The organism is Herbaspirillum sp. Sphag64 (genome assembly GCF_014192645.1).
Taxonomy (GTDB): domain Bacteria; phylum Pseudomonadota; class Gammaproteobacteria; order Burkholderiales; family Burkholderiaceae_D; genus Herbaspirillum.
Genome location: NZ_JACHYE010000005.1, coordinates 91,187 through 110,832 on the forward strand (window position 1 = coordinate 91,187; position 19,646 = coordinate 110,832).

At 56.2% G+C, this 19,646-nt stretch carries 19 protein-coding genes; 14 read left to right on the plus strand and 5 right to left on the minus strand.

What is annotated here, in order from left to right; all coding sequences use genetic code 11:
- Positions 1–6 precede the first annotated feature (6 nt).
- The 3 genes from FHW66_RS10485 to FHW66_RS10495 are packed head-to-tail and all read right to left on the minus strand — an operon-like array spanning position 7 to position 2,990.
- On the minus strand, positions 7–888 hold the full coding sequence (locus FHW66_RS10485; protein WP_183379742.1) for an ABC transporter permease: 882 nt from the start codon (positions 886–888) through the stop codon (positions 7–9).
- A 2-nt stretch (positions 889–890) separates the two neighbouring features.
- Entirely contained in the window at positions 891–1,865 is a 975-nt protein-coding gene (locus tag FHW66_RS10490) for an ABC transporter substrate-binding protein (protein WP_255458928.1), read from the minus strand.
- A 60-nt stretch (positions 1,866–1,925) separates the two neighbouring features.
- Positions 1,926–2,990 carry a LacI family DNA-binding transcriptional regulator gene (locus tag FHW66_RS10495; protein WP_183379744.1) on the minus strand — a complete coding sequence of 355 codons (1,065 nt, stop codon included), beginning with the start codon at positions 2,988–2,990 and terminating at the stop codon, positions 1,926–1,928.
- A gap of 219 nt (positions 2,991–3,209) precedes the next feature.
- Here FHW66_RS10495 and leuS point away from each other — a divergent pair, with 219 nt between their 5' ends.
- The 10 genes from leuS to FHW66_RS10545 all read left to right on the plus strand — a co-directional run bounded on the left by leuS (position 3,210) and on the right by FHW66_RS10545 (position 13,808).
- Entirely contained in the window at positions 3,210–5,855 is a 2,646-nt protein-coding gene (gene leuS / locus FHW66_RS10500; protein ID WP_183379745.1) for a leucine--tRNA ligase, read from the plus strand.
- Positions 5,856–5,915: 60 nt separating this feature from the next.
- Positions 5,916–6,449, plus strand: coding sequence for an LPS assembly lipoprotein LptE (gene lptE / locus FHW66_RS10505; RefSeq protein ID WP_183379746.1), 534 nt, complete (start codon positions 5,916–5,918; stop codon positions 6,447–6,449).
- Between the two features lie 16 nt (positions 6,450–6,465).
- Positions 6,466–7,485, plus strand: a complete 1,020-nt coding sequence (holA, locus tag FHW66_RS10510) for a DNA polymerase III subunit delta (protein WP_183379747.1) — start codon at positions 6,466–6,468, stop codon at positions 7,483–7,485.
- A gap of 21 nt (positions 7,486–7,506) precedes the next feature.
- Complete coding sequence (locus tag FHW66_RS10515; RefSeq protein WP_183379748.1) at positions 7,507–8,778, plus strand: glutamate-5-semialdehyde dehydrogenase; 1,272 nt, start codon at positions 7,507–7,509, stop codon at positions 8,776–8,778.
- Between the two features lie 73 nt (positions 8,779–8,851).
- Complete coding sequence (locus FHW66_RS10520; RefSeq protein ID WP_183379749.1) at positions 8,852–9,277, plus strand: CopD family protein; 426 nt, start codon at positions 8,852–8,854, stop codon at positions 9,275–9,277.
- Positions 9,278–9,327: 50 nt separating this feature from the next.
- Positions 9,328–9,942: a 2-hydroxychromene-2-carboxylate isomerase gene (locus tag FHW66_RS10525; RefSeq protein ID WP_183379750.1), complete on the plus strand. Its 615-nt coding sequence runs from the start codon at positions 9,328–9,330 to the stop codon at positions 9,940–9,942.
- Positions 9,943–10,104: 162 nt separating this feature from the next.
- Positions 10,105–11,367 carry a class I SAM-dependent RNA methyltransferase gene (locus FHW66_RS10530; protein WP_183379751.1) on the plus strand — a complete coding sequence of 421 codons (1,263 nt, stop codon included), beginning with the start codon at positions 10,105–10,107 and terminating at the stop codon, positions 11,365–11,367.
- Between the two features lie 135 nt (positions 11,368–11,502).
- Positions 11,503–11,925 carry a DoxX family protein gene (locus FHW66_RS10535; protein ID WP_183379752.1) on the plus strand — a complete coding sequence of 141 codons (423 nt, stop codon included), beginning with the start codon at positions 11,503–11,505 and terminating at the stop codon, positions 11,923–11,925.
- Between the two features lie 125 nt (positions 11,926–12,050).
- Complete coding sequence (locus FHW66_RS10540; RefSeq protein WP_183379753.1) at positions 12,051–12,884, plus strand: dioxygenase; 834 nt, start codon at positions 12,051–12,053, stop codon at positions 12,882–12,884.
- Between the two features lie 21 nt (positions 12,885–12,905).
- Positions 12,906–13,808, plus strand: a complete 903-nt coding sequence (locus tag FHW66_RS10545) for a LysR family transcriptional regulator (RefSeq protein WP_183379754.1) — start codon at positions 12,906–12,908, stop codon at positions 13,806–13,808.
- A 29-nt stretch (positions 13,809–13,837) separates the two neighbouring features.
- Here the strand turns inward: FHW66_RS10545 and FHW66_RS10550 are convergent, their stop codons facing one another.
- Complete coding sequence (locus FHW66_RS10550) at positions 13,838–14,722, minus strand: cation diffusion facilitator family transporter (protein WP_255458919.1); 885 nt, start codon at positions 14,720–14,722, stop codon at positions 13,838–13,840.
- 160 nt (positions 14,723–14,882) lie between these two features.
- Here FHW66_RS10550 and FHW66_RS10555 point away from each other — a divergent pair, with 160 nt between their 5' ends.
- Both FHW66_RS10555 and FHW66_RS10560 read left to right on the plus strand, forming a co-directional pair.
- Positions 14,883–16,505: a DUF342 domain-containing protein gene (locus FHW66_RS10555; protein ID WP_183379756.1), complete on the plus strand. Its 1,623-nt coding sequence runs from the start codon at positions 14,883–14,885 to the stop codon at positions 16,503–16,505.
- Positions 16,506–16,560: 55 nt separating this feature from the next.
- Positions 16,561–16,956: a hypothetical protein gene (locus FHW66_RS10560; protein WP_183379757.1), complete on the plus strand. Its 396-nt coding sequence runs from the start codon at positions 16,561–16,563 to the stop codon at positions 16,954–16,956.
- A 26-nt stretch (positions 16,957–16,982) separates the two neighbouring features.
- Here the strand turns inward: FHW66_RS10560 and FHW66_RS10565 are convergent, their stop codons facing one another.
- Positions 16,983–17,831: a LysR family transcriptional regulator gene (locus FHW66_RS10565; RefSeq protein WP_183379758.1), complete on the minus strand. Its 849-nt coding sequence runs from the start codon at positions 17,829–17,831 to the stop codon at positions 16,983–16,985.
- Positions 17,832–18,023: 192 nt separating this feature from the next.
- On the opposite strand from FHW66_RS10565, the gene FHW66_RS10570 reads away from it, so the two are divergent.
- The gene (locus tag FHW66_RS10570) at positions 18,024–19,031 is read left to right on the plus strand and encodes a bile acid:sodium symporter family protein (RefSeq protein ID WP_183379759.1); all 1,008 of its coding nucleotides are present in this window, start codon (positions 18,024–18,026) and stop codon (positions 19,029–19,031) included.
- A 45-nt stretch (positions 19,032–19,076) separates the two neighbouring features.
- Positions 19,077–19,604 (plus strand): DUF2325 domain-containing protein, encoded by a 528-nt coding sequence (locus FHW66_RS10575; protein ID WP_370543443.1) that lies wholly within the window; start codon positions 19,077–19,079, stop codon positions 19,602–19,604.
- The last annotated feature ends 42 nt before the right edge of the window (positions 19,605–19,646 follow it).

Here is a 19,646-nt window from a genome sequence, read left to right on the forward strand (position 1 = left end):
GGCTCCTCATGCCGCCGCCGGCACATCATTGCCGGACAGGGATCGTGCCAATGCCAGCGCCAACCAGGTAATCAGGCCCAGCACAATCGACAACGCAGCTGCCATGGCGAAGTTGGCATAGCTGGTGAATTCGTTGTAGATCGACATCGGCAACACATCAATACTGGTGGCCAGCGTGAAGGCCGTACCAAATGCGCCCATGCAGGTCGCAAAGCAGATTGCGCCAGAAGAAATCAACGCCGGTGTCAAGCCCGGCACCACGACATCGAGGGCAACCCGGAATGTGCTCGCACCAAGTGAGCGGGCAGCCTCTTCCAGCGAAGGATCGAGTTTTTCAGCAGCGGCAATCACCGTCAGAATCACGCGGGGAATAGAAAAATACAAATAGCCCAGAAACAGCCCCGACAAGGAGTAGGCAAACACCAGCGGTTCACCAAACAACTTGTCGGTCAACGCACCAATGAGACCTTGACGTCCCGCCAGCATGATCACCATGAAACCCACCACCACGCCGGGAAACGCTAGCGGGAAGGTCAACATGGCAACCAGCAGGGACTTGCCGGGAAAGCGATTGCGCTGCAAAAACAAGCCGACCACCGCAGAAATAGCCAGTGTCACTGCCGTCACCAATAGGGACAGCAACAAGGTGGCAATCAGACTGTTCAAATAATGCTGATTAGTCAGTACCGCGACATAGGCCATAGCACCTGTAGGCCCGCTAGCGCCGACCCCGATCAGACGGATCATCGGCAGCAGCCAGAATGCGGCAAACAGGGTCATGGCTGGCGCAGCGCACCACCAGAGATGGCGTGTATCTGCGCCACGACTGGCGGGCCTGCGAAGAGCGGTTGGCTGACCGCTCTCTGATTGAGAAATGTGCAACGACATGCTTACTTCACTTCAGCCATATAACGCTCGCTGAACTGACGCTGCACTTCAGCCATCTTGCCGTAATCAATCGACTTGGCGCGTGCATAGTCAGCCGCAGGCAGGAAGTGCGCTTGCGCTTCCTTGGAAATGGCAGAGGCACGCACCGGACGCAGATAGGCATTGGCCCAGATTGCCTGGCCTTCGTTGGACAGCAGGAAGTCCAGCACCTTCTTGGCATTGGCCTGATTCGGACCATTTTTGACCAGACTCACCACGTAAGGCACGCTCACACTGCCTTCGCTGGGGATCACGAAAGCAACATTGGCATGATCCTTGTATTTGGCACGATAGGCATCAAAGTCGTAGCCAAACAGAATCGGGATTTCACCCGACAGCAGGCGTGCATAAGAAGTCTGCTTGGGAACGATCGGCAAGTTCTTCTGCAGGGCCTTGAAATAATTGATAGCAGGCGTGAAGTTGTCGAGCGTACCGCCCAAGGCTTGGTTCACCGCCACTGCACCAACATAGCCGACAAAGGCACTGGCCGGATCCAGATAACCGATCAAGCCCTTATATTCTGGCTTGAGCAGATCTTGCCAGGAATGCGGTACCGGCTTGCCTCGCAGTGCGTCAACGTTGACCATCAAGCCCATAGTGCCAGAATGAATCGTGGTCCAGTAGCCTTGTGGATCTTTCAAGCCAGCGGGCACTTCATCCCAACCGGCTGGTTTGTAGGGGGCAATGATGTCCTGCTTCTTCGCTTCAATCCCGAAGGTCACACCTACATAGGTAAAGTCAGCTACCGGGCTGGCTTTTTCTGCCAGTATCTGCGCCAGCGCCTGGCCGCTGTTCTTGTTGTCAGGTGGCACCGTGATACCGGTCTTTTCCTTGATGACCTTGATTTGTGTAGCCCAGTCTGCCCATTCGGGTGGACAGTTGTAACAGATGGCGTTTTGTGCCATGGCCCAGGTTGGCAATGCCAGTACGGCCAGCATTGCTGCGCCGCGGGCAAGGCGCTGAACAAGTCGAGCGAAATGCATGGAATTTCCTTTCGATCAGAGAGAAATGAAGGAGGCAACAAAAGCCTGGTTGGAAGCATGGCGCCTGCGTACCGAGGCACCATGACGAAGCGTGTGGGGCAAAATGGCAGAAACGGGAACCGATGTTGCGCCCGGAGAGATCGCGGCAATCAGGGTCCTTAGTGCCGTCGCACCGATCAGCTCGGAGGGTTGCACCATACTGGACAAGACTGGCGACATCAATTCGCCCAGCGCAATCCCGTCGAAGCCCATGACCGATATGTCATGTGGCACATCCAATCCCAGCTTGCGCAAATCACGGATGGCAGCCAGCGCCAGCAGGTCATTGGAGCAGAACAAGGCCTCAGGACGCAGCTGCGGGTCTGTCAATGCAGACAAATCGCCGCCTTCCACAAACAAACTCAGACTGCTTGCCGTATGGCGCGCCACTTCGATCGGTGGCATCGGCGTCAAGCTGTACATGCGCATCGCTTCCAGGTAACCGTGATAACGCTGCAAGGCACGGTCGGAGGCATGAAAATATCCGCTCAACATCTGAATCCGCCGATGACCCAACGCAATCAGGTGGGCTACAGCATCAAAGGCGGCCGCCCGGTTATCCACAGCAACCGACAGACGCTCGCCCTGCTGTGGCTGGTTGTAGGTCAAGACATAGGGAATTGCTTCGCGATCCAGCACGTCCAGCGTGCTACTGCTGCTCGCGTCGGCGACAGTCAGAATCACCCCGTCAACGCGATGACTAAGTAACAATTCGACGGCGGCGGCCTCCTCTTCCTGGCGATATTCTGTCGCAGTGAACATGACCGAATAGTCGAGCTCCCGCGCTGCCAGTTCGATACCTTGCAGACACTGAGCAAAGACCGCATTGGACAAGGTCGGGACCACGACACCGATGGTGCGCGACTTGCCGGCACGCAGGTTACGCCCATTGAAATTGGGACGAAAGCCGAGCTGACTGATGGCCTGCTGAATCCGTTCGGCGGTCTCGCTGCTGACTGCCGCAGGATTATTGAGCAGGCGCGATACAGTGGCAGTGGAGACACCAGCGGACTGGGCAACTTCTTTAATAGAGGGTGGCACAAGCGTATGGAACAAAATGAAAACGATTACATCTTGCCAGCGCTTTGTTACCGGCCGATGACGTTTAGCGTTAGCAGCCTCACGGAATATTTCACCAGAGAAATTATTCTCATTATCGGGCCCAAAACCGGGCTCCAGCACTAACAACACAGAACTGCGTCGTCACGAGGGTGAGCCGGTATAATGCTGGGTTTCGATCTTTCCTTTGCCTCATCCGTCATGCAAGATAAATACAGCCCCGCAGAAGTAGAACAATCCGCGCAACAGCACTGGATTTCGAGCAACGCCTATCGGACCGTCGAGCACGCAAAAGACAAGAACGGCCGCGACAAGAAGAAGTTCTACGCCTGCTCCATGCTGCCGTATCCTTCGGGCAAGCTGCACATGGGCCATGTGCGTAACTACACGATCAACGACGTGATGTATCGCTACCTGCGCATGAACGGCTACAACGTGCTCATGCCAATGGGCTGGGATGCGTTCGGCATGCCGGCAGAAAACGCCGCCATGGCCAACGGCGTGCCGCCAGCACAATGGACTTACTCGAATATCGAGTACATGAAGAAGCAGATGCAGTCGATGGGACTGGCGATCGACTGGTCGCGTGAGATGACTGCCTGCACGCCCGAGTATTACAAGTGGAACCAGTGGATGTTCCTCAAGATGCTGGAAAAAGGCATCATCTACAAAAAAACCGGTACCGTGAACTGGGATCCGATTGATCAGACCGTGCTGGCCAATGAGCAAGTCATCGATGGCCGCGGCTGGCGCTCTGGTGCGCTGATCGAAAAGCGTGAAATTCCGATGTACTACGCCAAGATCACCGATTACGCTGATGAGCTGCTGGAGCATGTCGAAACCAAGCTGCCGGGCTGGCCGGAACGCGTTCGCCTGATGCAGGCAAACTGGATCGGCAAGTCGACTGGTGTTCGTTTCGCCTTCCCGCATGACATCGCCGAAGACGGCAAGCTGATCAATGACGGCAAGCTGTGGGTCTTCACCACCCGCGCCGATACCGTCATGGGCGTGACCTTCTGTGCCGTGGCACCGGAACATGCGCTGGCGACCTTCGCTGCGAAATCCAATCCGGCACTGGCTGAATTCATCGCCGAATGCAAAAAAGGCAGCGTCATCGAAGCCGACATGGCAACGATGGAAAAGAAAGGCATGCCAACTGGCCTGTTCGTCACCCATCCGCTGACTGGTGCCAAGGTCGAAGTGTGGATTGGTAACTACGTGTTGATCACCTATGGTGATGGCGCCGTGATGGGCGTCCCGGCGCACGACGAGCGTGATTTTGCCTTTGCCAAGAAATATAATCTGCCGATCAAGCAGGTCGTTGCTGTCGCAGGGAAAGACTATTCCACCGATGCCTGGCAGGAATGGTATGGCGACAAGGAAAGCGGCAGCATCATCGCCTCCGGCAAGTATGACGGCCTCGGTTATCAAGCCGCAGTTGAAGCGGTTGCTACCGATCTGGCAGCACAAGGTCTGGGCGAAAAGAAAGTCACCTTCCGTCTGCGCGACTGGGGGATCTCACGTCAGCGTTACTGGGGTACACCAATCCCCATCATCCACTGCGCCGATTGCGGCGACGTACCGGTTCCAGAAAAAGATTTGCCGGTCGTCCTGCCGGAAGACTGCGTCCCGGATGGCAGCGGCAATCCGCTCAACAAGCATGAAAAATTCCTGCACGTCGATTGCCCGCAATGCGGCAAGCCTGCCCGTCGCGAAACCGACACCATGGATACCTTTGTCGATTCGTCCTGGTATTTCATGCGCTACACCTCGCCGCAAAGCAACGATGCCATGGTCGATTCCCGCAACGACTACTGGATGCCGATGGATCAGTACATCGGCGGGATTGAACACGCCGTACTGCATCTGCTGTATGCACGCTTCTGGACCAAGGTCATGCGTGACTTCGGCCTGGTCAAGTTCGACGAGCCCTTTACCAACCTGCTCACCCAAGGGATGGTGCTCAACGAAACCTATTATCGCGAAGATGCGTCCGGCAAAAAGACCTGGATCAACCCTGACGATGTCACACTCAGTTTTGACGACAAGGGCCGTCCGGTCTCTGCCATCCTGAAGTCGGATGGCCAGCCGGTCGCCATTGGCGGTACCGAGAAGATGTCCAAGTCCAAGAACAACGGCATCGATCCGCAGGCGCAGATCGACCAGTTCGGCGCCGATACTGCCCGTTTGTTCACCATGTTCGCTGCACCGCCGGAGCAAACGCTGGAATGGTCTGGCGCCGGTGTCGAAGGTGCCAACCGCTTCCTGCGCCGGGTCTGGGCATTTTCTTACCAGAACGCAGCGCGCATTCAGGAGGCCGGCAGTATTGATGCAGCACAGCTGAGCGACGCCATGAAAACGCTGCGCCGTGAAGTACACAAGATCCTGCAACAGGCCGATCACGACCTGAAGCGGATCCAGTACAACACTGTGGTCTCTGCCTGCATGAAGATGCTCAACACGCTCGAAGCTGCCAAACTGGAAGACAGCCCGGCCGCCAATGCCGTGCTGGCAGAATGCGCTTCGATCTTCCTGCGTGTACTTAACCCGATCACCCCGCACATCACCCATGTGCTGTGGCAGGAACTGGGTTTTGCCGGCCAGCAAGGCGACATCCTTGATGCCGCATGGCCGCAGGTGGACAACAGCGCACTGGAGCAAAGCGAGATCGAACTGATGGTGCAGGTCAACGGCAAACTGCGTGGCAGCATTACCGTTGCCAAGGATGCAGATCGCGCAGCGATCGAAGCGATGGCGCTGGCTAACGAAAACGTGCAAAAATTCCTGACCGGCGCACCGAAGAAAGTCATCGTCGTTCCCGGCAAGCTGATTAACATTGTTGCCTGATAACGTCCCTGACAAGAACCGAACAAGAACCTGCCCTCGAACCTGACCACGGAAACTGACATGGCATTTCAACTTCATCAACGCAAGGCGATTCACTGGCTGCTGACCCTGGCGACGGTGCTCACGCTGAGCGCCTGCGGCTTTCATCTGCGCGGCGCACCAGACCTGGCGTTCAAATCGATTTATCTGTCGTTGCCAAGAAACACGCCCATGGATATCGAACTCTCGCGCCAGATCCGTCTGAGCGGAGTGGTCGTGACGCAAACCCAGGCCGAAGCTGAAGTGACCCTCCAGCTTCTGTCAGAGAAGCGCGAAAAGAAAATTGATGCATTGGATACCTCCGGTAATGTACGTCAATATGCGCTGTATGATCGCTACCGCTTCCAGCTGGTGAACAAAGACGGATCAGTCGCCATGCTGCCGTTTGAGATCGTCATGCATGACCAGATTACCTACAATCCCAATCAGGATCTGTCTAAGCAGGTCGAAGAAGGCTCACTCTACACGGCCATGCAGCAAGATGTCGTCTTGCAATTGCTACGCCGTCTGGCAGCCTTCAAGCCCAAGGCCGCTAACGAAGAAAATAGTCAGTAAAGTGGTCGCTTAAACCATGCAACTGCGGCTCGACGCACTTGACGCCCATCTCGGCAAATCGCTGGCAACACTCTATGTGATCGCCAGCGATGAGCATCTGCTCGCGCTCGAAGCGGCCGACAAAATTCGCCGCACAGCGCGCGCCAACGGTTATACCGAACGGGATGTGCTGGTGGTGGAGCGCAGTTTCAAATGGGGTCAGCTGCTGGCAGCCAATCAATCGCAATCCCTGTTTGGTGACAAGAAACTGATTGAACTTCGTATACCAACGGGCAAGCCGGGTAAGGATGGCGGTCAGGCACTGCAGGAATACGTGTCCAATCTGAATCCAGACAATCTGACCATCATCAGCCTGCCCAAGCTCGACTGGGCAACCGCCAAAGCAGCATGGGTCGGTAGCCTGCAACAGGCAGGCGTCTACATCGATATACCGCTGGTAGAACGTGCTCAGCTGCCTGGCTGGATCAACAACAGACTGGCGCTGCAACAGCAAAGTGCTGATCGCCAATGCATGGACTTCATTGCGGATCGGGTCGAAGGCAATCTGCTGGCGGCGCATCAGGAAATCCAGAAACTGGCGCTGCTGCATCCGCCCGGCAAACTCAGTTTCGAGCAAGTCCATGATGCCGTACTCAACGTGGCGCGCTACGATGTATTCAAGCTCAACGAAGCCATGCTCTCCGGCGACTGTGCCCGTCTGGTGCGGATGATGGACGGACTCAAGGGTGAAGGCGAGGCCTTGCCGCTGGTACTCTGGGCTGTGGCCGAAGAAGTGCGCACCCTGCTCAAGCTAAAGTCGGCAATGAGTCAAGGCAAGCCATTAGGTGTACTTCTCAAGGAGTACCGCATCTGGGGGCCGCGTGAAAAGCTGATGGAGCCGGCATTGCGCCGCATTAGCCTGTCCACACTGCAAAACGCGCTGCGAGATGCGGCGCAAATCGATAAGATGGTCAAAGGCCTGCGTGCCAAGGCTTTTTCCGGCGATGCCTGGGATGCCTTGTCGCAACTTGGGCTGAAACTGGCGCGCGGCATTTGACTACTTTGTAAGAATCCATTCATGACGACCGAACTTCAACACACCATGACCCAACTCGGCCAGCGCGCGCGACAAGCTTCGCGCGCCATGGCCCGTGCCGATAGTGCCACCAAGAACCGGGCACTCAGCCTGCTGGCTGCTGCGATTCGTCGTGAAGCAGAGCAGCTGCGTGCGGCCAATCAGCAAGACCTGGCTGCGGCACGTGCCAACGGTCTGTCAGACGCCATGCTGGATCGACTGACGCTGTCGGATAAAGCGATTGCCACCATGGCGGAAGGTCTGGAGCAGATTGTTGCCTTGCCGGATCCGATTGGTGAAATATCGAATATGAAATATCGCCCCAGCGGTATTCAGGTTGGTCAAATGCGCGTCCCGCTCGGTGTCATTGGCATCATCTATGAAGCCCGCCCCAATGTCACGGTAGACGCGGCCGGGCTCTGTATCAAGAGTGGTAATGCCACCATTCTGCGCGGTGGCTCCGAAGCGATTCACTGCAATCAGGCACTGGCTAAACTGGTCAGACAAGCACTGGTCGACGCTGGCTTGCCGGCCGATGCGGTGCAAGTGGTAGAGACGACCGACCGCGCCGCCGTTGGCGCACTGATCACCATGCCCGAGTATGTCGATGTGATCGTGCCCCGCGGTGGTAAAGGCCTCATCGAGCGCCTGATCAAAGAAGCGACCGTCCCCATGATCAAGCATCTGGACGGTATCTGCCATGTCTACATCGATGACAAGGCCGACCTGCAAAAGGCACTGGATGTGGCATTTAACGCCAAATGTCATCGCTATGGCACGTGCAATACGATGGAAACACTGCTGGTAGCGCGCACCATTGCTGCGACTGTTCTGCCGCAACTGGCCGAGCGCTATCTGAGCAAGGAAGTTGAGCTGCGTGCTGACCCTGAGAGTCATCAGATTCTGGCCGGCTACCCCTTGCTCAAGGAAGCACAAGAAGAGGACTGGACCACCGAATATCTGGCACCGATCCTGGCCATCAAGATCGTTGCCGACCTGGATGAAGCCATCTCCCATATCAACACCTATTCTTCCAAGCACACCGATGCCATCATCAGCGAAGACTACAGCCGCGCCATGCGCTTCTTGCGTGAGGTTGATTCTGCGTCGGTCATGGTCAATGCATCGACCCGCTTTGCCGATGGTTTCGAATACGGACTCGGCGCAGAAATCGGGATTTCCAATGACAAACTTCACGCCCGGGGGCCGGTCGGCCTGGAAGGACTGACCTCGCTGAAATATATCGTGCTCGGACAAGGTCAGGTTCGCCAGTAATTCCCGTAATAAGAGTAATACCCGTTACGCCAGCAGCGACGCTGGCGCCACCAACGTCTGCCAAGGAACGCTTATGTATCTCTGGATCAAAGCCCTGCATATCGTCTTTATCGCCTCCTGGTTTGCCGGTTTGTTCTATCTGCCAAGACTCTTTGTCAATCTGGCGCAAGAGAACGACACCGTGAGCCGGGAACGATTACTTGGCATGGCGCGCCGCCTGTATCGGTTCACCACCATTCTGGCAATACCGGCACTTGTGCTGGGGCTGTGGATGTTTCTTGGTTATGGCGTCGGTATGGGACCGGGAAATGCATGGATGCACGTCAAATTGCTACTGGTGCTGCTGGTGATCGGCTACCACCATGCCTGTGGTTCATTATTGAAAAAATTTGAACACGGCAACAACAAGCGTAGTCATGTCTGGTTTCGCTGGTTCAATGAAGTACCGGTATTATTGCTGCTGGTGATCGTGATTCTGGTTGTGGTCAAGCCATTCTGAAATGGCTCTTCAACTTTCTTCTGCAATTTTCTTCAACGATGGAGTCCCTCATGGGCAAGGTTTGTGAATACTTTTTCGCGCCACACTCTCCGTTCGCCTATCTGGGGCATGAACGCCTGGTTGCACTGGCCAAGCAATACGACGTTCAGATTGCACTCAAACCCTTTGATCTGAGCAAGGTTTTCGGTCAGTCTGGTGGTTTGCCTCTGGCCAAGCGTGCGCCGCAACGGCAGGCTTATCGGCTCAAGGAGCTGGCACGCTGGAGCCAGTTCCTGGATAAGCCAATGAACATTCAACCGACTTACTTCCCGGTTCAAAGTGATGCGGCGGCACGACTGATCATTGCCACGCAGCTCGCGCATGGCACCAATGCAGCACTCGCGCTGACCGGTGCGGTCATGCGTGCAATCTGGGAAGAAGAAAAGAACATCGCCGACAATGCCGTTCTGCAAGCCATCGCAGACCAGCTGGGCCATGACGGTGTCACTCTGCTCAAATCCTCTGAGACTGCCAGTGTGCAGGCCGAGTTTGACCGATTCACGGAAGAAGCGTCCGCCGCCAACGTCTTTGGCGCCCCCTGGTATATCGTCGATGGCGAAGGCTACTGGGGCCAGGACAGACTCGATTTCGTCGAACGCGCCTTTGCCGAAAAAAAGGGCGAATAAGCGCAAATAAGCGCACACAAGTGTTGTAATTAGCAACGTATCAAGCATCGTATCAAGCGTCGTTCCTCGCGTGGGCGGGAGCGACGCGGTAGCATTGAATGTCGATTCAGTTTCCTTGCTGCATCTCCTCTTTTGAATCACCAACGGACAAAAGGTACCCCTATGACCACTTCCCCTGCTGCATCCCGTTCGCACTCGTACTCCTATTTCTGCCCCTGTCCGCGCGGGCTGGAAATCGCGCTGGCCGAAGAACTCAATGAAATTGCCGCTTATGCCGGCCCGGCTGCCGCACTCAAGGTGCACAATCAGGTCCCGGGCGGCGTGCATTGCTCAGGCACGATACTGGGCGCGTATCAGCTCAATCTGCGCTCGCGCATTGCCAGCCGCGTGCTGCTGCGACTGGCCCACGGCTCCTACAAGAACGAAAACGATATCTACGATCTGACGCTGGAACAGGAATGGGAGAACTGGTTCCAGGTCTCCCATACCATTCGGGTCGACGTGACCGCCGTCAAATCGCCGCTGCGCAGCCTGGAATTTGCCACCCTGAAGATCAAGGATGCCATCTGCGATCGCTTCCGCGAGCGCTTTGACGAACGGCCTTCGGTCAATACCAAGACCCCGGATATGCGCATCTCGGGCTTCCTTGACGCCCATAATTTCACGCTGTATCTGGATACCTCCGGCGAGGCCCTGTTCAAGCGCGGTTGGCGCGAAGACACCGGTGACGCACCATTGCGCGAAAATCTGGCCGCCGGTCTGCTACGGACCAGTGGCTGGAAGCCCGGTATGGTGCTGTTTGATCCCATGTGCGGCTCCGGCACCATTCTGGCCGAGGCGGCACAGATGCTGGCGGGCATTCCTCCAGGCGCACGCCGGCGTTTTGCATTTGAGAAATTCGACAACTTCGACGCCGATGCCTGGCTGGCCATCAAGGGCGACTTCAAGCCACAGGCGCTACCCTCCGTTCCCACCATTTTTGGCAGCGATATTTCCGGCGATATGGTCAATATTGCACGCAACAACCTGCGCAAGGCCGGCATCCAGTTCGAGGTACCGCTCAAGCAGATCGAAGCACAAGAGGTCAAGCCACCACTGGATGCCAACGGCAATCCGGCAGTCGGCATCATGCTGACCAATCCGCCCTATGGCGAGCGTATCGGCGTGCGTGGGGACAGTGCGCTGCCCACCGAGGAATTGTTTGCCTCATTTTTCAGCGCCTTTGGCACCACACTCAAGCAGCGCTTTGCTGGCTGGAGCGTGTTCCTGTTCTCCGCCGATCTGGGCTTGCCCAAGCTGCTGCGACTCAAAGAAGCACGCAAGACCCCCTTCTTCAACGGGGCACTGGAATGCCGTTTGTTCCGTTTTGACATGGTAGAAGGCTTCAACCGCCGCGAAGCTGCCAAACCGAAGACTGAGTCATAATCTCCCTGGAGCGGGGGCGATTGTCAATTCATACGAGACAATCAATCCCGCTGTCCCACATTTATTCCCCTCCTGCTTTTGCTTACAGTGTCTCCATCGAAGCCAATGTCGGCTTCTCTCAACTCTGGAGCCATCATGCCCACCACTACCTTCAATACCAAAGCCGATTACGCTGCCTTCCTGCTGCGCGTGACGACTGGTCTGTTTTTTCTGATCCACGCCGGTCTCAAGATTTTTGTCTTTACCTTGCCAGGTACCGTCGCTTTTTTTGAATCGCTGGGCTTGCCGGGTGTAATGGCGTATCTAGTGATTCTGTTGGAAGTCGTCGGCGGTCTGGCACTGGTACTGGGCATTTACGCTGACCTGGTGGCAATTCCACTGGCAATCGACCTGCTGGGTGCGATTATCACGGTCCATGCGAAAAATGGCTTCTTCTTCAATAATCCAAACGGCGGCTGGGAGTATCTGGCAATGTGGATCGTGGCCCTGATTTCCATCACCCTGCTCGGCAATGGCGCCTTCGCGCTGCAACGTCGGGGTGGAAAAAGCGCCGCATAATGATGGTTTTCAGCGAAAGGTTTGCAGCCATTCGCCCCCTGAAAACCTTACCGCGTCATGTTTGCGTACATGACGTCTGATGTCCCCGGGGGCCTCGCCCCCGATCAACTTGTCGGAGTCTGATCATGTCGACCACATTACCTTCCCTGTTTGTCTCACATGGCTCGCCAATGCTGGCCGTGGAGCCGGGCCGCACAGGGCCATTGCTGAACCAGATTGGACAGTACCTGCCGCGTCCCAAGGCAATCGTGGTGGTCTCTCCACATTGGTCTACACAAACCCCGAGGGTGGGCAATCTGCTCAAGCAGAAAGTGATTCATGATTTCGGTGGATTTCCATCGCAACTGTACACGCTGGACTACCCAGCCACTGGTGCTCCCGATCTAGCGATGCGCATCGTCGCACTACTGCAGGATGCCGGACTACCGGCCCAGACCGACGATAGCTGGGGACTCGATCATGGCAGTTGGGTGCCACTGCGTTATCTGTATCCACAGGCTGACATTCCCGTGTTGCAACTTTCGCTGCAGCCACAGATGCCACCGGCCTATCACTATCGTGTCGGTCAACTGCTTGCACCTTTGGCAAAAGAAGGCGTGCTGCTGATCGGTTCAGGCAGCTTTACCCACAATCTGCGCGAACTACAGCGCAATGCAGCTGAGTCCGATGGCAGTGATTCAGCACCGCATACGCTACAATTTTTGCACTGGTTCCTGCAACAGATGGAAGCGGGCAAACTGCAGGCATTGCTGGATTACCGCACCAGCGCGCCGCATGCAGTGCGCAACCACCCTACCGATGAACACTTGCTGACGCTGTTCTTTGCCATGGGCGCGGCCGACGACTGGACCAGATTGCAGCATCTCGATACCGGTTCGACTTATCATAGTCTGCGCATGGATGCCTTTGCCTTTGGCAGTGGCGCCGCGTTACTGACGCCATTGACAGCCGCCGCCTAACGATGAGATCGCACCAAGCACATGAATAAACTGCGCGAAATCGAATGCTTTATTGCTGTCGCCGAGCTTGGTAGCTTCGTCAAGGCGGCTGATGCGCTCAATATCTCCAAGGCCGCGGTATCGCGTACCATTCTTGAGCTGGAAGCCAGACTCGGCGCGCGCCTGATGCAACGCACGACGCGCCGTCTTTCGTTGACCGAAGCCGGAATCTTGTACCTGGAACGATGCAAGCAAATCGTCACCGCACTGGAAGAAGCCGATCAGGTCATCGGTGCCGGCATTTCCGATCCGACCGGATTGTTACGGATCAACGCGCCGCAGTCCTTTGGCGTACTGCACATGACGCGGGTCTGGCCCTGCCTGCTACAGCGCTATCCGGGAATACGGCTGGATATCACCCTCTCGGACCGGATCGTCGATATCGTCGAAGAAGGCTATGACCTCGCGATCCGTATTGCACAGTTACCCAATTCTTCACTGATTTATCGCAAGCTGGCTTCGACCCGGATTCTGCTGTGTGCCTCGCCAGACTATCTGGAGCGCCACGGAACGCCACAACATCCGCATGATCTCAAGGATCATGCGGTGATGGGCTATACCTATTCACCTGACAAGGATGACTGGCAGTTCGAGGGCCCCGAGGGTTCAGTCAGTATCAAGACCAATGTCAGGATGCATGCCAATAACGGCGACACCTGCGCTGCTGCGGCAGTGGCTGGAATCGGCATTACCCGCCAACCCAGCTTCATGCTCAGTGAACACATCCGTGCCGGCAGGCTGGTGCAGCTGATGCCGCAATACCGGTGTGGAGAACTGGGTATCTATGCGGTCTACCCGAGTCGCACCCACCTGCCGGCGAAGGTAAGGGCCACGATCGACTTTCTGGTGCACGCCTTCGAGGACGTGCAATGGGATCTGGAATAAGCCTTTATGTGGGCCTTCGAATTCGTGGCTTATTCAATATGTCCTACAGGATCCACATGCGTCATCACGTCAAGCACCTGATGCTGCTCCATCACCCGTTGCCGCGCCAGTGAAGCAATCGCATGACCGGCAGTGACGGTCTGATTGCCATCGAGCTCCAGATGCACATCGACGATGGTCAGATCACCCATCTTGCGGGTGCGCAAATCATGTAGACCGAACACGCCCGGTGTCGCCAGCAAGGTCGCGCGAATCGCTTCTGACTCTTCTTCCGAGACGGCCTTGTCCATCAGATCGTTCAATGCCCGCCAAAAGAATAGCCAACCGGTACGTACGATCATCAAGCCAACCACCAATGCGGCAATCGGATCCAGCAAATGAAAGCCCAGCAGATTGCCGCCAATGCCGAGTGCTACTACCAGCGATGAAACCGCATCCGAACGCGCATGCCAGGCATTGGCTACCAGCATGCTGGAGCGCAGACGCTCAGCGATACGCAGCATGTAACGGAACAACAGTTCCTTGCTGGCCAGCGTTGCCAGCGCCACCCAGAACGCAGCCATATGTACCGTCTGCGCCGCCGGTGCCTGCACCTTGAAATAGGCCGATATCAGCATGCCAGTACCGACCGCCAGCAATAGGGCTCCCAACGCCAGCGAGGCCGCGGTTTCAAAGCGCTGGTGACCGTACTGGTGATCTTCATCGGCTGGATTGCGGCTTTGTCTGGCCGCCAGCAACACGACAAAATCAGCCACCAGATCAGACAGCGAATGAACACCATCGGCAATCAGGGCTTGCGAGCCTGCAAACAGACCAGTCAATATCTGCAACGTAGTGAGAGTAACATTGACCACAATGCTGATCAGAGTGCTACGACGACCATCTTCGTAGCGCGCATGCGCGCTTTCCATCATGTTTTCTTCCATCATTATCGTTTTAACAACACAGTGGCCGTGGTGAAACAGCCCTTGTACTAAATGGCAATTTACAGGATCATCTTGCCACACAACAAAAAGCCTGAAGGTCTGCAGATCGATCCGTCGGGCTCCTGGATTGAGACTGTCGAGAAATAACATGGAACAAATCAGCCCGCAATCACTGTCGCTCAAATTCGACAGAGTCAGCGGTGTATTGACGGCAGTCTATACGCCAATGGAAGGTGCACTTCTTCCTAATCTGGTCCTCGTGAAACAGGCGCTTGAGGACGGCAGATATACCAAACTGAGTATCGATGACGTTGCGATCAACTATTTCGTGGCCAGTGCCATGAGTGCAACGGAAACCGTCTCCATGAAGATCGGCGAGCGTCGTGACGGCGAGTATGTCCTCGAAGTCAGTAATGACCTGATGTCGGCCTACCTCACGCTAATCCCACCGCAAGGCGGCCGCGCCAAGGCAATCGAGGTACTCACCGATATTCGCCTGCGCGGCATCATACACGGGATTTTGCACGACAAACTGCGCGCCGCCCTCAAAGAAGGTTCCTGCGACAAACTCCTCATTGCCCAAGGTGATGAGGCCGTAATGGGCACACCTGCTCGCTTCGAAAGCCTGCTCGATAGTGGCGAAGATGAGGAAGAAATCGACGACGATGCCATCATCAACTATGCCGATATCAGCCATATGCTGCTCACCAATGTGGGCGATCCCGTGATGCGTCGCATCCCCACCGATCACGGCACTATTGGCATGAATATCAAAGGCGAGGAAGTCAATCCGCCGCCCGTGGCGGAAGTCGAATTCAACAAAGACTGCTCCGGTACCGAACTGCACCCGGACGACCCCAATCTCCTGATTGCAGCAATCGCCGGTCAGCCAACATTGATCTCCAACGGGGTGAAGATCAATCCGGTCGTCATTGTGGATGATATCGACCTCAGCACCGGCAATATGGAGTTCTCCGGCACAGTCAAGGTCAAGGGTGATGTCAAGACCGGTATGCGTTTGCGCGTGACTGGCGATGTCTTCGTGCAGGGTACGGTAGAAGCCGCCGAGATTCAGGCTGGTGGCAATATCACTGTCAATGGCGGCATCATCGGCATGGCCGAGTCGCAGCCCGGTGGCACAGCCGTGTCGGCACGCTTGCATTGCGAAGGCTCGGTGCAGGCCCTGTTTGCCGAGAGCGCGGTGATTGAGGCACGCGAGTCCATCATGATCGCTGGTAATGCTCGACAATGCGACATGATGGCCGGCAATGAAATCATCGTCGGCAAAAACAACCCCAAACTGGGTCAGATCATCGGTGGTAAAGCACAGGCGACACTGACGGTCAAAGCCATTACATTGGGCTCACCGACAGGCAATCTGACCAAGATTCAGGTTGGACATGACCCTTATCTGGAAGAAAAGCTGCGTGATGCTGAACATAACTTCCAGAAAAAACTCGATGAGCTGGACCGCATCATCAAACAGATCGGCTATTTCAAGCAACATCCCGAAAAAAGCAGCCCGGCGCAGCATGAAGAAATCGAGCATCAGCGCAAGATCGTGGCGCAGGAAGTCAAGGATCTGGTCGCGGTGCAGACCGAGATGAAAGAGGAATTGATTGCCGCCGATTCAGCCTCAGTGGTCGTCATCAAAGCGGTGTTTGAAGGGGTCGAAATCAAGATCGGACGTCAAACCTGGCCGATCCTCAGCAGCCTGGGTGGCGGCACGGCCCATTTGCAAGGTGGACGGATTGCCTTCGGCGGTAAATAATTCTGACATCGCATGACTGAAATCACATTACTGTCGCCCCCCCACACACATCACCATGTCTGCTTCACTCCCCTTGCTCGATAGCAATGCCCTGTGCGCACTGGCTAAACGCAGTGCTGCCGTCACTGCCAGTTGTGATTGCACACAGGCTGTCACTGCGGGCTGGGTCAGTACACCACTCTCGTTTCCAGAACACTTGTTGCAGGACATCGGCACCTTGCTGGCAGATCCCTACGATGAACCCAGCTTCAAGGAATATCATCCGGCCGGTACGCGCTACGAATCACCAGAAGCGCCGATCGCACCGCAACACTTCCCGTACAACCGCTGTCAAGTCGCCGTCTGCACCCATTGCGGCCGCCATTACCTGCGTTACACCGAAGCAGGTGGCTACTTCGTCGATCGTCGCCTGCGCGCTCTGTACCGGGCCGATCTGGTGGTTGACGCCTGACCATGTAGCCTCCCGGCACGACCGGATTAGCGCAGATACAACTCGCTGGCTAACAGAATCTGCAGCAGACTATCGGCTGGCCGACTCAGCCGCCGTGCACCCAGCACCACATATTCCACCACAGGAAACACCGGCAGGCTGGCGTGATTGAGCGGTAGACTCAGCTCGCGTGACATCATGGTTTGTGGCAACACCGTCAACCCCAGCCCACCACGCGCAGCCGCCATACAGCCAGCATGACTGCCACTGGTGCAGACAATACGCCAATGGTACCCAGCCACACCCAGGGTATTGAGTACAGCCGCCCTAGTCACGCTCGGTTCCGGTAAGAGAATCAGCGGTAAGGGCTGGCTCAGATCCACCACCGATTCCGGGCGTCCCAGCCACACCAGCGGCACGCGCAGGATGGGCTGACCACGCTGCTCGCCGGGCCAGCGTTTGCCGACAATCAGATCCAGATCGCCATTATCAAAACGCCGATACAACTCGCTGGTCAGACCGATCGTGATTTCCAGCTCGACTTCAGGATGCTGATTACGAAATGCGGCCAGCATGTCTGGCAGTGGCCCCATGGCCAGATCGTCTGAGGTACCGAAGCGCACCCGTCCGCGCAGGCGCGGCGCGCTCAATTGCGCCTCGGCGCGGGCGTGCGCCTCGAGAATCAAGCGGGCGTGCACCAGCAGACTTTCGCCATCGGCGGTCAATGCCAGTGAATGGGTGTCGCGCACAAACAGCCTGCGGCCGGTGCTTTCTTCCAGTCGTCGAATGTGATCACTGACACTGGATTGGGTTAGCCCAAGCCGCCGGCCTGCTTCCGTGAAGCTGCTGGAGGTCGCAACGGTAACGAATGTCTTGAGCCAGATCGGGTTGAGCATAGCGCAGCGTCGGATTGCATGACAGTGAGAAAACCTTCGATCATCGGCAATTCCGATAACAGTCAACGCGATCAAAGGGGTTCCCGATCATAGCAGGATTTCCTATCATGCAGGTCAGATCGCCTTACTGTGCCGGAACCAGTCCGCGCCTGCATCCTGTTTTCTTAATTTCTTATTCTTCGGTTGATCATCATGAAACGTTTTCTCCCCGATACCTTTACGCTGCTTCTGCTGAGTACGGTGCTGCTGGCAACTATATTGCCCGCAACCGGCAGCTTCGAACATGTCATGCATCTGGCCAGCAATATCGCCATTGCACTGTTGTTCTTCCTGCACGGTGCAAGGCTGTCACGCGAGGCTGCGCTTTCTGGCTTTCGCCAGCCACGCCTGCACCTGCTGACACTGTCCTGCACGTTCATTCTGTTTCCGGCGCTGGGCTTGCTGTTGCAGGCTGTGGCACCGGGCCTGCTGACGCCGCAACTGTGGCTGGGCGTTCTGTTTGTATGCACGCTGCCATCGACAGTACAGTCATCGATTGCCTTCACCTCGATTGCGCGCGGTAATGTCCCAGCTGCGATCTGTGGCGCTACCGCTTCAAATCTGCTGGGTATCATCATCACGCCTTTGCTGGTGACCTGGCTGCTGCATCGTCATCAGGATGGCAGTGACGGATTGCAGCAAGTCACCGGGATTTTGCTGCAACTGTTGCTCCCGTTTGTGCTTGGCAATGTCTTGCGGCCATGGATCGGTGAATGGGTGACGCGCAACAAGGGCTTGCTGGCGGTGGTCGATCGCGGCGGCATCCTGCTGGCCGTCTATGCGGCATTCAGTGCGGCCGTTGTACAAGGTGTATGGCATCTGTTTCCACCACAGCAGCTGGCGTTGCTGGTACTGGTCAATGCCATTCTGCTCGGCGGCGTGATCGTACTGACCACCTATGCCAGTCGTGCGCTGAGGTTTTCACGGCCGGATGAAATCGTGCTGGTATTTTGCGGTTCGAAAAAATCACTGGCGTCGGGGATTCCGATGGCATCAGTGTTGTTTGCCGGTAGCGGTGTGGGTATCGTGCTGTTGCCGATCATGGTATTCCACCAGATGCAACTGATGTTATGCGCAGCACTGGCGCGCCGCTATGCGGCAGGTACACCAGAGCCGGCGCATGGTGCCGAGGCAGAGCACTTGACGGGCAAGCCAGTCTGATTCTGGAGCGGCCGGGATAAGTAGCAGCAAAAACTGTATATCCAGATGCCAATATCTTCGTTCGCAGCACAGCAGGGACGCGTTAGTCTGCAGCTATTCTTTGCGACTACCGAGGTATTCATGCATCGTGCTGCTCCATCACAAACAAGACAGCAGACTGACAATCTGGTCAATACAACAGGCTTCAGTCTGAATGATCGCAGTGTCCTTTGCGTGGGCGGCCTGACCGGTGCCCGCAATCATTATCGCGTCGCTATCGAAGCCCGCTGTGGCCGTTTCCTTCACCATGACGGCGGTCGCGAAGATAGCCTGCATCGCTTGCAGCCGATGCTCAGCGGCGCCGATCTCGTCCTGTGCGCCTCTGGCAATATCAGCCATAATGCCTATCATCTGGTGAAACAGTTGTGCAAGAAAATGGGCAAACCCTGCGTCATGATCAAGGGGACCGGCATTGCCTCGTTCGTCGATGGCCTGGGTAGCCTCAGCGGCAAACTCGAAGCATCCCAGCGCGGCGAGACCGTACTCAAGTCGGGCCGTTCAAGCAACTCCAGACCAATTTCCGACAAGCATTAATTAGCCAAAAACACAAAAGACTCCTACAATTTGCGCATTGTT

Bases quoted from the DNA above. Each gene is read 5' to 3' on its own strand.
- FHW66_RS10530 (WP_183379751.1), top strand. From the start codon at position 10,105: ATGACCACTTCCCCTGCTGCATCCCGTTCGCACTCGTACTCCTATTTC.
- holA (WP_183379747.1), top strand. From the start codon at position 6,466: ATGCAACTGCGGCTCGACGCACTTGACGCCCATCTCGGCAAATCGCTG.
- FHW66_RS10535 (WP_183379752.1), top strand. From the start codon at position 11,503: ATGCCCACCACTACCTTCAATACCAAAGCCGATTACGCTGCCTTCCTG.
- FHW66_RS10540 (WP_183379753.1), top strand. From the start codon at position 12,051: ATGTCGACCACATTACCTTCCCTGTTTGTCTCACATGGCTCGCCAATG.
- FHW66_RS10560 (WP_183379757.1), top strand. From the start codon at position 16,561: ATGTCTGCTTCACTCCCCTTGCTCGATAGCAATGCCCTGTGCGCACTG.
- FHW66_RS10550 (WP_255458919.1), bottom strand. From the start codon at position 14,722: ATGATGGAAAGCGCGCATGCGCGCTACGAAGATGGTCGTCGTAGCACT.
- FHW66_RS10545 (WP_183379754.1), top strand. From the start codon at position 12,906: ATGAATAAACTGCGCGAAATCGAATGCTTTATTGCTGTCGCCGAGCTT.
- leuS (WP_183379745.1), top strand. From the start codon at position 3,210: ATGCAAGATAAATACAGCCCCGCAGAAGTAGAACAATCCGCGCAACAG.
- FHW66_RS10570 (WP_183379759.1), top strand. From the start codon at position 18,024: ATGAAACGTTTTCTCCCCGATACCTTTACGCTGCTTCTGCTGAGTACG.
- FHW66_RS10565 (WP_183379758.1), bottom strand. From the start codon at position 17,831: ATGCTCAACCCGATCTGGCTCAAGACATTCGTTACCGTTGCGACCTCC.
- FHW66_RS10485 (WP_183379742.1), bottom strand. From the start codon at position 888: ATGTCGTTGCACATTTCTCAATCAGAGAGCGGTCAGCCAACCGCTCTT.
- FHW66_RS10575 (WP_370543443.1), top strand. From the start codon at position 19,077: ATGCCAATATCTTCGTTCGCAGCACAGCAGGGACGCGTTAGTCTGCAG.
- FHW66_RS10520 (WP_183379749.1), top strand. From the start codon at position 8,852: ATGTATCTCTGGATCAAAGCCCTGCATATCGTCTTTATCGCCTCCTGG.
- FHW66_RS10515 (WP_183379748.1), top strand. From the start codon at position 7,507: ATGACGACCGAACTTCAACACACCATGACCCAACTCGGCCAGCGCGCG.
- lptE (WP_183379746.1), top strand. From the start codon at position 5,916: ATGGCATTTCAACTTCATCAACGCAAGGCGATTCACTGGCTGCTGACC.
- FHW66_RS10490 (WP_255458928.1), bottom strand. From the start codon at position 1,865: ATGCTGGCCGTACTGGCATTGCCAACCTGGGCCATGGCACAAAACGCC.
- FHW66_RS10525 (WP_183379750.1), top strand. From the start codon at position 9,328: ATGGGCAAGGTTTGTGAATACTTTTTCGCGCCACACTCTCCGTTCGCC.
- FHW66_RS10555 (WP_183379756.1), top strand. From the start codon at position 14,883: ATGGAACAAATCAGCCCGCAATCACTGTCGCTCAAATTCGACAGAGTC.